The sequence below is a fragment of the Polynucleobacter sp. AP-Nickl1-40-C4 genome (assembly GCF_035012665.1).
In the GTDB taxonomy this organism is placed as follows: domain Bacteria; phylum Pseudomonadota; class Gammaproteobacteria; order Burkholderiales; family Burkholderiaceae; genus Polynucleobacter.
This window is the reverse complement of the sequence record NZ_JAYGQR010000002.1, coordinates 99,450-111,684: the sequence shown is the minus strand read 5'-3', so window position 1 is coordinate 111,684 and position 12,235 is coordinate 99,450. Positions and strand designations below refer to the sequence as shown.

Genomic DNA, 12,235 nt, shown 5'->3' with positions numbered 1-12,235 from the left:
TAAGGCCCAATGGCTGAATTTGCCCTACTCCGCCTGGATAGACAGGTAGACGTTGTAGGCATTCATGCGGTTTGCAGCTCTAAAGAGCGGCATCCCTTCGTATTCCGACCAATCAGCTTGCTTATAGGCGTCCTCAAAAGGATCCAGGTTTATTGCTGCTTTAGACATCGACTCACGCAAATACTTCAAATAGCCCCTAGTAAAGGCAATATCTTCGGCCGGATGAACTGAATAACCCCCATGACCAGGTATGACGATATTGGGATTTAATTTTTCGATCTCATCCAAGGCCGCCAGCCACCCCTTGCTATCTGCATTTCCAACAAATGGAATGCGGCCCCTAAACACCAGATCACCCGCAAAAAGCACTTTTTCGGATGGAACGTACACCATCAAATCTTCAGGAGCATGAGCAGGCCCCACTCTGCTGATAAAGAAATCAATGCCGCCAATCGTCAATTTCAATTTTTGATCGATCCATACATCAGCAGAAATGAGTTTGGTATTTGCATTTACCCAGGGCGCAAAATCAGTTCTTGAAGCAATTAAGCGTTGCTTCGCTGTTTCTGAAGAAAGATAATTTCGCCCCTCACCTTGGGCATAAATCTTCGCACCGATTTTTTTAAATTCTTGCAAACCGTAGACATGATCTGCGTGATAGTGACTCACAATAATGGCGACAACTTTCTGCGGAGTAATCTTTTTAATTTCCGCAATTAATTTTTGCGCAAGAATAGGCGATCCCAAAGCATCTACCACCACCACACCATCTGGAGTTATAACAAACCCAGTATTGGAGATGAAGTTTTGGTTAGCACTACTCCCCATCTCTGGAAAACCTTGTACAAAGTAAGTATGAGGTGCGACTTGGGTAGGTTTGAGCTGAATATGATCAGCAGGATTACTTTGGCCAAAAGCAAAACTCAAAAAGATAAGGAACCCCAAAAGGATCCCCGCAAGACTCTTAATGCAATTCATACTAAATTACTTAAGGCTTGATGTAGGCAAAACCATCTTTGTATTGCAAGTCGGCAACTCGCACCACGCCTGATGGTGTGAAATCTGCATCCAGCGTGAATTGATCTTTTTTCAAATTCCGATTCTTTAAAGTGATCTCACACACTTCAAACTTCACACCACGAGATTTAAGGGCTCCAACTAATGGCGCATACTCCACATTATTTTTCTTATCCTTGGCGCCTTCCATCAACATATCCACTCCATTGGCATGAGTCACTACGATGATGATGGTATTTGGGGCTGTATCCAAATGATTACGAATATTGCGCAGACCTTTTAGACCTTGAGTTTCTGCATCATCAATGTGATAAACCACTTTGGTAGGGCCAGATGATTGAGCTGAAACGACAGAGCAAAATCCCAATGTCAGGGCTAAAGCAGTAATAATAGAAAGTAGTTTTTTCATGCTTAGATCTCGTGTAGTTATATGGCTAATTAAATTGGGGCCATGCCAGGATTATTTGACACACCTTTAATGATTGGCTCATTGAGCTTAACCGCTTTAACAACTTTGACATCGCGCAAGTGGCGCTCCATGACATCCCAAATTGCTTCGCCTCCTGCATTTTTCGCCTCTTCACTGACTGGCGCCCAACCAGCTACTTTGTAGGTTTTGTTTGCATCAATAGCCTTACCATTTAAGCGCATATCAGAAATACGTTTACCAGCGGTTTGTGCTGGATCAATGGTGTATTGCATTCCACCGACGCGGACCATGTCACCACCTTGCTGATAATACGGATCAGGATTAAACAAGTTATCAGCGACGTCCTCAAGAATAGTTTTAATTGTTTCACCACTCATATTGGTAACAGTAGTGTATGGGTAGGTGATCGCGGTTTGATCTAAAAGATTCTCACGCGTGATCGCTTGACCTGGCAATAGACTGGTACCCCAACGGAAGCCTGGAGAGAAGGCAATCTCTGCATTCTTCTGTGCCATCAATCCATCCAAGATGAGTTGATCAAAGCTACCGTTAAAGTTACCCCGGCGATACAAGAGGCCCTCTGTAGTTGCTAACTTCTCGTTGAGCTTAGCTTCATACGGAGCCCTGACTTTAGCGATCAACCTATTCATCGCTGGATCCGCTGGAATCATATTAGAGAAAATTGGGAATAGCTTATAGCGGAAATCTACTGGCTTGCCACCTTTCACATCAAAATCCAGCACTCCTAAGAACTTACTATTAGACCCAGCATTGGTAACTAGAGTTACTCCACCAGCATTCTTTACCTTCACCGGAATAGGCACACCATCATGGGTGTGCCCACCCAAAATAGCATCTAGTCCACGTACGCGGGAGGCCATTTTCAAATCTACATCCATGCCATTGTGAGATAGAAGCACCACTACCTTTGCGCCTTTTGATCTAACCTCATCAATAGTCTTTTGAATATTCTCTTCCTGAATACCAAAGGTCCAATCAGGAGTGAAGTAGCGGGGATTTGCAATGGGCGTATACGGGAATGCTTGTCCAATAATGGCAACCTGAATACCGTTCTGCACTTTCATGACATAGGGATTAAATACTGAGTCGCCGAAATCCGCTGTTTTAATGTTTTGCGCTACAAATGAAACTTTGCCCTTGAAGTCGCCATTTACGATTTCCATGACGCGCTTTTCGCCAAGAGTCATTTCCCAATGCGGAGTCATCACATCAACACCTAAAGCAAGAGCGGCATCAACCATATCCTGACCATTAGTCCAAAGTGCAGTACCTGAGCCCTGCCAAGTATCCCCACCATCTAGCAATAAAGCACCAGGACGATTGGCTTTCATTTGCTTAATTAAAGTGGCCATATGAGCAAATCCACCCATCTTGCCGTAGTTTTGAGCAGCAGCCACATAGTCTAAATAGGTAAAGACATGAGCATCACGAGTGCCTGGTGCAATGCCATTTGCCTTCAAGAAATATTCGCCAACCAAGTGCGGGGTCTTACCTTCCTGCGCACCGATACCAAGGTTTACATTAGGCTCACGGAAATAAATTGGCAATAGTTGAGCATGGCAATCTGTAAAGTGCAAAAAGTGAACATTACCAAATTTAGGTAAGTCATAAAATTTTTGCGCAGTGCTTTGTGCGTTAACAAAGTTTGATTGCAAACTCATTCCACCTGCAGATGCAATAGCTAAGGCCTGCAGAAAATCGCGACGACTTAAAGACATAACATTCCCTTTGTGAAAACAGGCCTGTCGGCCTGTTTTTATACTTTATTGATTAACTGGTGAGGCCGGATCAAGCAGCAAGGCCATGACATCCTGAATCTGCTGCTCATTTAAAAGTTTGGCATGAGCGAAACGCGGCATATTACTGCATACGTTATAGGCCTTGGAGTTATTAATACGATTCCATGTATAGACCACAACCTCTTTAGAGTAGCCGCGCATTTTTCCATAACCCGTTAAAGAGGGCCCAATATTTCCATAGGAGATTTCCTTGGGATCAATTTGATGGCAGTTATAGCAGCCGCCACCAATTTCTGAACCCGCTTTATCTGACCAAGTAGCTCCCCGACCACTTTGAGCAATCTTTTCCCCATTCTTCCAGTTACCAATGTACTTGCCATCAGATGGCTGCTTAATGGAAGCCATATTTTCGCTCTGAATCTTCTCCCTCACCTTTAGATCGCCACCGCCATCCAAGTTGGCTGGGTTAGAACAAAACTTCTGCGCAGGATCCTGCACCAAACGATCGAGACCAGCCTGACCTTTTGACTCAAAACTAGAGGACATCATATTTTCAAAAGGCGTTGCAGCATGAGCAAAACCGGCGGATATAAATAGCGCTAACGCCAATAAGGATAATTTATTTTTCATATTATTTATCTCCAGCGATTAACGCTTCAGTCCTGGTGCAGTCATAGCGCCACCTTTGGCTGTCACAGCCATATACATTGAAACCGCAATGGTATCTTCAGAGGTATATATTGGCTCAGGGAAACGCTGCTGACGATAGCAGTCATTTAAACGCTGCTGCATCGTCCAAAAAGTTCCGCTTGAAACCCTGTAAGCCGGCCATGAACCCCAACCTGCTGCTGCACCTTTTTGTGTCGTGATGTTAGGCAGATCCTGCAAGCGAATACGCTTACCGTCAGAGCCATGACATGAGGCGCATGAGAAATCCATTGGGCCGCCTTGATAGAAGAAGGATTGTTTACCCATCTCAAAGGCTTGCTTTTCTTTAGGGTGCTTAACAACAACATTAATTGGCATACCTTTTGATTCAGCAACAACGTAAGCAACTACAGCCTCAATATCTTTACGCTTACCTTTGCCAAAACCAGCCTTAATGATTTCGTTAGCGTCATAACCTTGCATTTTGCTCATACAAGTAATTAAGCGTGACTCAAGGTCTTGAACTTTGTTTGTGTCTTTAAAGTATTTTGGTAATTGAGTATAGGCACCCTTAACAACACCAGGCCCCATACCCAAATCACACTTTTCAAGTGAGACATTTTTGGGGCCCATCGGCTTTTTCCAAATATCCTCACCAGCTGCCTCATATAAATCAGAAGGGTTACCATCAGCAAGCATCGCACGATATTTTTCAATCTCTTGAGTTGCTGCGCTACCGCCAACGACAGGTTTATCTTCATTTTTTCCAGGACTGGTACAGCCCTGTAGGAGGACAAAAAAACCCGCCGCCAAGAGTCCGCAATAGATGCGTGTCTTCATAGGTAACCTTTTTAGTTATATTTTCGTATTGATATTAAGAAGCAGTGGCTTCATCAGTACGTTTGTCGCCTTTATTATCGATCCAGCTCACAACAATCTTGTCGCCTTTGGCGCCCTTGTATTTGAAGTTCAAGAATGGGTCCTTAGAGACCGCAGGGCCAAACTGACCATTCAAAACATCTTTACCATTTGCTTTGACATTGATAGTAGTGATGTGCCATGCAGGAATCACTTTGCCAGCAGCATCTTTACGCTGACCAGATTCCATATCGTGCTTCATCAAAATTTTTACATCCACAATTCCGCCGTTTTCGGCTGCTCTTACGCGCATTGGATCAGACATATGTTCCTCTTTTAATCTAGTAATTTATTAATGGTATTTAATTGGATTGAGAGTGCTTAACCGCCGCAACCACCCAAAGTTACTTTCACTTCTTTAACAGCCATACTCCATTTGCCATCAGCCTTTACCAAGGCATACACATTAGAGGTTTGACCCATCTTGATACGAGTAGTAACAAAAGGCTCAGTGCCTGTAGGAATATAGAACTGCGCAGCCAAGGCGCTTGGGTTTTTCTCAACCAAGATTGCCATTTGCTCTGCTTTAAGGGTAGTGACAATTCCAACCGGAACTACCGCACCATTTTCTGCAATATCTGGGGCGTTCAAAGTAACAGCGCTAGACTTATCTGGACTGCCTGCACCTAGAATCTTAAATACATCATCAAGACTCTTGCCTTCAAATGCGGCTTTATTCCATTCTTGAGCTTGGGCCACACTAATGAGACCCGCAGAAGCCATTAAACCGAAAACCGCTGAATATTTCAATAAACTGCGTCGCTGCTGATTCATAAAAACTCCTTTAATAATTATTTACCGTGAATATATTACCTGCTAACCAATAAAGCATGCTGGTTAGTACTGATACATCTTATTTATTTACCACCAGAAAGCACCCAGGTAACCAAAGCCTTGCGATCCTCATCCGATAACTGCGACTGTGGCGGCATTGGAATTGAACCCCATACGCCTGAGCCACCATTTTTAACTTTAGCCATCAATTTATCCAAAGCACCGCTCTGCCCCTGGTATTTGACTGCAATATCAGCAATGGATGGGCCAACCAATTTGGCGTTCGGTGCGTGACATGCTGAACAGTTCTCATTCTTAAATAGCGCAGCTGGACCCTTGTTGGAGGAAGCATGAGTATCGGACGCATGGGCCAATCCCTCACCCGTCGTTCCAGGCAACTTAGCAAGAGGCGGTTTGGTGGAGTCTGAACCACGATATGGGCCATACAAGCGATTTTGCTCAGCAATATTGCCATGAGCATTTCTGGCGAAGTCTGGAAGAGTGGATCCAATTTGCACAAACTTCACGCAATTGTTCATGCAAGAAGAGCCATTAACATCCGGCTTGCCGTTAACACTCCAAAAACCATGATTACGAGTCATGCCGTTACGATTAGGCATTTTTTTCTGGACTTCGGCAATGTTGGCATCACTCAATACAAAATCATCCGGGACTATTTCACCCAAGCTGAGAATATATGCCACCAGCGCATAAGTATTGTCCGGGGTAAGTGATCTCGGCGCATTCCAAGGCATGGCACGATAAATATAGTCCCACAATGTTGATACAGTTGGCACCTTCATCAAAGTAGTTCGCTGAGGCTGCTTACGATCTAACAAAGAGGCGACCCTACCAGTCTTCACGTCATCAGCAGTTGTTCCACCAGCAATCGGAGTAAAGATCTCATTTGACTCACCAAAAACACCGTGACAACTAGCGCACTTAGATTCCCAAATTACCTGACCTTGCTCAACAGAGCCAGATCCCTTTGGTAAGCCTTTAAAGTCTGGGCGCACATCAATATCCCAAGCCATGACTTCTGCAGGAGTTGCATTTCTTCCAATACCCGGAAACTTAGCGGAGCCCTGTGTACTTTGTGCAAACGAAATCTGGGCAGCTAATACTGCAATACTTAGCAGACTCAAACGAGCAATAAAATTAACCGACTTGTACATTGCTTACCTCACCGTTTGAATCTAACTTCCATGACTGAATAGCATTATTGTGATAAATAGATCGATTACCTCGTGCATCACGCAAGACCTTTATCGATGGCTGGATGTAACCAGTGTCATCCACTGCTCTAGATTGCAATATTGCCGGTGATCCATCCCATACCCAATCAATATTGAAGCGAGTTATAGACTTGGTTTGAATTGGCGTCTCTAAACGAGCAGTACGCCAGTTATTGCCGCCATCGAAAGAAACATCAACACGCTTAATCTTGCCGCGACCAGACCAAGCCATACCGCTCACGTTATAAAAACCTTTATCCAGCAATTGCTGGCCACCAGAAGGTGTAGTAATTACCGATTTGCATTCTTGAATGGATGCGTATTGACGATGCATGCCATCTGGCATGAGCTCAATATAGTGAACGGCTTCATCTTTCGCATTCCAAGGCATATCGCCAACCTCTAGGCGACGCAACCACTTCACCCAGCTGACACCCTGCACGCCAGGAACTACTAGGCGCAATGGGAAGCCGTTTTCCGGGCGTAACATTTCGCCATTCATACTCCAGGCAACGATTGCGTCTTCTAAGCAGCTTTCAAGATTGATCGTACGCGTCATGCCTGAACCATCACCACCTTCGGCAAGCATGAACTTGCCTTTTTTCAAATCTGCGCCACATTCTTCAAGCAATACCTTAAGAGGTACACCTGTGAATTCGCAGCAAGATAGCATGCCGTGGGTATATTGCACGGTTGGCACCGCAACGTTACCCCACTCCAATCCAGTATTAGCACCGCACTCAATGAAGTGGGTACGAGAAACTGAAGGCAATCTCATTAAATCATTCATCGTAAAGACGCGAGCGTTCTTCACCAAACCGTTCACCATGAGGCGATGGGTTTCAGGGTTGATGTTGTACCAACCTTGGTGATGACGCTCAAAGTGCAAACCATTCGGGGTAATAGTGCCGAATAATCCTTGCAGCGGAGTAAATGCAACAGATGCTGCAGATACACGCGTTAATCCAGGTGATTCACGACGAATGAGGTTAGATTCGTAAATTGATGGCACGCCATATGGCATGGTGGCAACGTTTTTACCTAAAGTGGTTTGCCACTCTTGCTTTTCAAGAATTGCGGGATCGCCTTCTCCAGCAGCAAAAGCCATTGGGGCAGCCAGGCCAGCAGCTGCAACACCAATGGCTGATAAAAAGCCCTTACGTAAGAAGCCGCGACGGGTCTCATCTAGTCCATTTGAATTGATATCGGCAATTAACTTCTGAGAGATAAAGTGCTCGGGCGCTTTCACCAAGCGAGCTCTATTAGCCGGCTTCTCAACCGCCGAGATATCCTCGGCACTTAATTCAATCTGCTTCTTAGTCATTTGACCTCTACTTGAAAAGTGATTTACTGCAAAACTTAATGAATGCTTTCAGCAATCTTTGCGCAGACTGTCTGACACATCTCTACGGTTGCGTTATCCGCAATCGAGTAATAAACCGTTACACCCTCTTTGCGGCGCATTAGAATTCCGGCTTTATGAAGCGCCAATAAATGTCTCGAAACATTGGCCTGGCTTGTGCCACACATCTCTACAACCTCAGAGACGGATTTTTCACCGCTACAGACTGCATACATGATGCGTAAACGTGCGGGCTCAGATAGAACATTGAAATAAGCAGCCACATGCGAAAATACCTTCTCCATCTGTTTTGGAGATAAGTTTTTTGTCGCCTTTTGAACTTTTACCTTCATAGAACCTATTTATATGAATATATGCGTATAAAAGCATATTTAACGCGTATGCAGACCAAGTTCATATAGTGAGTTACCCTGACAGGTTCTAAAGATACAATCAATTGATGGATATTGAAGCACTCCTTCTCTCGTTAAAGCTGGCTATATGGACTTTAGTCCTGATCCTCCCTTTTGGAGTCTGGGTAGCCCATTCTGTCCAAAATATGGGCAAAAGCAGATCATGGATCGAGGCATCTCTTGCCCTGCCTTTAGTGCTTCCTCCTACGGTATTGGGTTATTACCTCCTCGTAGGTCTCGGCGGAAAAAGCATCTTTGGTATCCCATTAGTGTTTTCGTTCACGGGCATCCTGATTGCATCCCTGATTGTGAATTTGCCATTTGCCATTCAGCCAATACAGCGTGCGTTTGAAGCGATTAATCCCGAGATTCGGGAGGCAGCTCAGGTAAGCGGACTATCCAAATGGCAGATCTTTCGTTTAGTTGAATTACCTCTTGCTTGGCCCGGCATTACTAGTGCAGCCGTATTGACTTTTGCGCATACCCTTGGAGAGTTTGGTGTCATCCTCATGGTTGGGGGCGCAATCCCAGGAGAAACAAAAACCGTATCGATTGCGATTTATGACAAAGTGCAAAGCTTTGATACCTCAGGTGCCGGCGTACTGTCATTGATATTACTTTGCACCTCGCTTGTAGCGATAGCACTTTCCTACGGTCTCTTTGGTCGCAGCCCATCGCATGCCAATCGATGGAGTCGCTAATGCTTAAAGTAAGACTCTCCCAAGTAAACCCAAATCCCTTACAGCTTAATATTGAATGTATTCCTGGAGAATTACATGCCCTAGTGGGTCCCTCTGGCAGCGGTAAGACAACAGCTCTGCGCACAATTGCCGGCCTAAATGATGCTGATAGCGGGAAAATTGTGTGCGATGGCAAGCTATGGTTTGAAGCAAATGAAGTGAATGGTATTTCTACCTCGCTAAGCCCCGCCAATCGGTCATGTGGGTTCTTATTTCAACAGTACGCCCTATTTCCACATCTCACTGCGCTAGAGAATGTATGCATCCCCCTTTACAACTCAGTAACGGGTCTCTCAGAGCGTAAGGTACAAGCACAACAATGGCTTGATCGAATGGGCATCGGCGAGTTAGCCAAACGTATGCCCAACCAACTCTCAGGCGGTCAGCAGCAACGGGTTGCGCTCGCTAGGGCATTAGCGCGATCTCCAAAAATACTATTGCTTGATGAACCCTTCTCTGCGATTGATGCACCTACCCGTCAAGGTCTTTACAAGACGCTAGCTGAACTTCGCAAAGATTTAAATATTCCTATTCTGCTGGTTACTCACGATTTAAGAGAGGCTGATTTATTAGCGGATCGCATTACTGTGATTGACCAAGGTGTGGGGCTGCAGACAGCACCACCGCAAGTACTATTTGAAAGACCCAGAAACTCGCGCGTTGCAGAGCTGGTAGGCATTAGCAATAAGTTTGAGGGGGTCTTTACTTCTGGAAAACTGAGTTGGAATGGTTGCCAGCGCATCTTTAACGTAGTCGACAAAGGCAAGATCCCACCAAATACACCCGTCGCTTGGGTGATCCCAGCAGACGGAATTAGTCTTCATGCATCTTCTAGCTCGACATCGATTGCAGCTAAGGTTGAACAGCTTAGCGCATTAGGGCAGATTGCTGTTATCCAACTTCGTACAACTGAAGGCAATCATGTGATTACTTGGGAGGCCTCTGCCGCAGAGGTTAGGCGCCTTGCCTTGGATATCGGCAAAGAGGCTTATCTCGAAATGGATAGTAGCAAAATTCACATCATGCCATTGCGACCGATTAATGATCCTCGTCGCTTTGCTAACTAAGAAGTTAATTACTTTTTAGCAACAAGTCCCAGAAGAGCAGACATCCCAGTATGTCTCGGACCTTCAGAAAGTTCTTTCTCGTAACTCACAAGCTCGAGTATTTGAAAGTCTTTAGTGAGATCTCGAATCATTTCTTCTGTATAGAGATGCTCTATTAATGATGGGCCGCCGGTTTTGTAATCTAGTTGCTTAGGGGTGTAGCCCTGCAAGATAAAGAGTCCACCAGGTTTTGTCGCTTTGTAAGCTTGCTCAAAGATTCTAGCGCGCATTGCTGGATCGGCAAACTGAATGAAGATCCCAATCACTGCGTCATAAGTATTTTCTTGCCACGCATAGCTATCGGTATCAGAGAAGGAATACTCAACTTGCACTTGATTATCTTTGGAAAACTGCTTTGCTTTAGCAAGTGCGATATCAGACGCATCAAATCCAATAACCTGCATACCTTGCTTGGCAAGCCAGACACCATTGCGCCCTTCACCATCAGCGATGCAGAGAACCTTGTCTTTGGACTTTAGGTATTGCTTTGTTTTCTCAACAAGATACTCGTTAGGCTCTTTGCCAAAAATGAACTCTTCTTTATCGAAGCGTTCGTTCCAGAACTGGGTGGCATCCGCGAAACTCATAGACCTATCCTGATGAACTTGATTATTTTTTGAGTCCGCCAACGAGGTCGCTCTTTAAGTCGTTAATATTTTCAAGGCCAACTGCAATGCGTACCAAGCCATCAGAAATACCAGCTGCTTTACGAGCCTCAGGCGTTACACGGCAATGCGTTGTTGTGGCTGGGTGAGTAATAGTCGTGCGGGTATCACCCAAGTTTGCAGTAATCGAGCAAAGCTTAGTTTGGTTGATAAGTATGAACGCTGCCTTCTTGCCACCCTTCAAGGTGAAAGACACAATCGCCCCACCCTCTTTTTGCTGACGCATTGCCAATGCATGTTGGGGATGTGATTTCAGGCCGGGATGGTAAACCCGCTCTACTCCAGATTGCTTCTCAAGCCATTGGGCCAAGGCGAGTGCATTCTGACTCTGCTGCTTCATGCGAAGCTCTAAAGTCTCGAGGCCTTTGAGGAATACCCAGGCATTGAATGCGGATAGCGTTGGGCCTGCAGTTCGTACATAAGGGAAGACTTTACCCATGATGAAATCTTTGCTGCCTACAATTGCTCCACCCACTACTCGGCCTTGTCCATCTAAGTACTTAGTGGCCGAATGAATCACAACATCAGCACCAAGCGCCAATGGTTTTTGCAAAGCAGGCGTACAGAAGCAGTTATCCACCGCGAATAAAGCGCCTGCTTTTTTAGCAATCTTTGAAATCGCTCTGATATCAGCAATCTCAGTTAAAGGATTGGAAGGCGTCTCTAGATAAAAGAGTTTGGTATTGGGTTGCACAGCAGCCTGCCATGACTTGGTATCAGCCAAATCAGCATAAGTGGTTGTGATGCCAAAGCGACCTAAGATATTGGTGAACAACTGAATGGTTGCACCAAATACTGAGCGCGAGCAAACCACGTGATCACCTGCTTGTAAATGCGCCATTGCCATTGTCAGAATGGCAGACATTCCGGAAGCGGTAGCAATACAAGCCTCACCACCCTCTAAAGCAGCCAAGCGATCCTGGAACATACTTACGGTTGGATTAGTAAAGCGAGAATAGATAAAGCCTTGGTCAGCATGTGCAAAACCATCAGCCGCTAGCTCTGCGCTATCAAAACAGAAGCTGGATGTCAGAAACATTGCCTCTGAATGCTCTTGGTATTCAGCAGTGCGACGAGTACCGGCGCGAACCGCTAAGGTCTCGAGCGCTAGCTTAGAAAAATCGGGTTTTTTACGGATAGTTTTGCTCTTCATACTGCTATTTTGACACCGAATTACGAATTTGCCT

14 protein-coding genes are annotated in these 12,235 nt (G+C 45.2%); 2 read left to right on the top strand and 12 right to left on the bottom strand.

The window, feature by feature from the left end:
* Positions 1 to 24 precede the first annotated feature (24 nt).
* The 10 genes from VC182_RS02885 to VC182_RS02840 form a co-directional block, all read right to left on the bottom strand.
* Positions 25 to 927, bottom strand: coding sequence for an MBL fold metallo-hydrolase (locus VC182_RS02885; RefSeq protein ID WP_251368540.1), 903 nt, complete (start codon positions 925 to 927; stop codon positions 25 to 27).
* A 61-nt stretch (positions 928 to 988) separates the two neighbouring features.
* Positions 989 to 1,426 (bottom strand): DsrE family protein, encoded by a 438-nt coding sequence (locus VC182_RS02880; protein WP_215321950.1) that lies wholly within the window; start codon positions 1,424 to 1,426, stop codon positions 989 to 991.
* A 29-nt stretch (positions 1,427 to 1,455) separates the two neighbouring features.
* Positions 1,456 to 3,186 (bottom strand): thiosulfohydrolase SoxB, encoded by a 1,731-nt coding sequence (soxB, locus tag VC182_RS02875; RefSeq protein WP_323484435.1) that lies wholly within the window; start codon positions 3,184 to 3,186, stop codon positions 1,456 to 1,458.
* Positions 3,187 to 3,231: 45 nt separating this feature from the next.
* Positions 3,232 to 3,837, bottom strand: coding sequence for a sulfur oxidation c-type cytochrome SoxX (gene soxX, locus VC182_RS02870; RefSeq protein ID WP_323484434.1), 606 nt, complete (start codon positions 3,835 to 3,837; stop codon positions 3,232 to 3,234).
* An 18-nt stretch (positions 3,838 to 3,855) separates the two neighbouring features.
* Positions 3,856 to 4,695 (bottom strand): sulfur oxidation c-type cytochrome SoxA, encoded by an 840-nt coding sequence (gene soxA / locus VC182_RS02865; RefSeq protein ID WP_215271986.1) that lies wholly within the window; start codon positions 4,693 to 4,695, stop codon positions 3,856 to 3,858.
* Positions 4,696 to 4,729: 34 nt separating this feature from the next.
* On the bottom strand, positions 4,730 to 5,038 hold the full coding sequence (soxZ, locus tag VC182_RS02860; RefSeq protein WP_215271985.1) for a thiosulfate oxidation carrier complex protein SoxZ: 309 nt from the start codon (positions 5,036 to 5,038) through the stop codon (positions 4,730 to 4,732).
* 56 nt (positions 5,039 to 5,094) lie between these two features.
* Positions 5,095 to 5,547, bottom strand: a complete 453-nt coding sequence (gene soxY / locus VC182_RS02855; protein WP_215271984.1) for a thiosulfate oxidation carrier protein SoxY — start codon at positions 5,545 to 5,547, stop codon at positions 5,095 to 5,097.
* Positions 5,548 to 5,630: 83 nt separating this feature from the next.
* On the bottom strand, positions 5,631 to 6,722 hold the full coding sequence (locus VC182_RS02850; protein WP_215321944.1) for a c-type cytochrome: 1,092 nt from the start codon (positions 6,720 to 6,722) through the stop codon (positions 5,631 to 5,633).
* Entirely contained in the window at positions 6,706 to 8,106 is a 1,401-nt protein-coding gene (gene soxC / locus VC182_RS02845) for a sulfite dehydrogenase (RefSeq protein ID WP_323484433.1), read from the bottom strand. Before soxC ends, VC182_RS02850 begins: the two co-directional genes overlap by 17 nt.
* 35 nt (positions 8,107 to 8,141) lie before the next feature.
* Positions 8,142 to 8,477, bottom strand: a complete 336-nt coding sequence (locus tag VC182_RS02840) for a metalloregulator ArsR/SmtB family transcription factor (protein WP_323484432.1) — start codon at positions 8,475 to 8,477, stop codon at positions 8,142 to 8,144.
* A 107-nt stretch (positions 8,478 to 8,584) separates the two neighbouring features.
* Here VC182_RS02840 and modB point away from each other — a divergent pair, with 107 nt between their 5' ends.
* Positions 8,585 to 9,238: a molybdate ABC transporter permease subunit gene (modB, locus tag VC182_RS02835; protein WP_323484431.1), complete on the top strand. Its 654-nt coding sequence runs from the start codon at positions 8,585 to 8,587 to the stop codon at positions 9,236 to 9,238.
* On the top strand, positions 9,238 to 10,344 hold the full coding sequence (locus VC182_RS02830) for an ABC transporter ATP-binding protein (protein ID WP_323484430.1): 1,107 nt from the start codon (positions 9,238 to 9,240) through the stop codon (positions 10,342 to 10,344). The genes modB and VC182_RS02830 overlap by 1 nt, the downstream gene beginning before the upstream one ends.
* An 8-nt stretch (positions 10,345 to 10,352) precedes the next feature.
* Here VC182_RS02830 and VC182_RS02825 read toward each other — a convergent pair whose 3' ends face one another.
* Positions 10,353 to 10,970, bottom strand: coding sequence for a class I SAM-dependent methyltransferase (locus VC182_RS02825; protein ID WP_323484429.1), 618 nt, complete (start codon positions 10,968 to 10,970; stop codon positions 10,353 to 10,355).
* Positions 10,971 to 10,992: 22 nt separating this feature from the next.
* Positions 10,993 to 12,201: an O-succinylhomoserine sulfhydrylase gene (locus VC182_RS02820; RefSeq protein ID WP_323484428.1), complete on the bottom strand. Its 1,209-nt coding sequence runs from the start codon at positions 12,199 to 12,201 to the stop codon at positions 10,993 to 10,995.
* Positions 12,202 to 12,235: the final 34 nt, after the last annotated feature.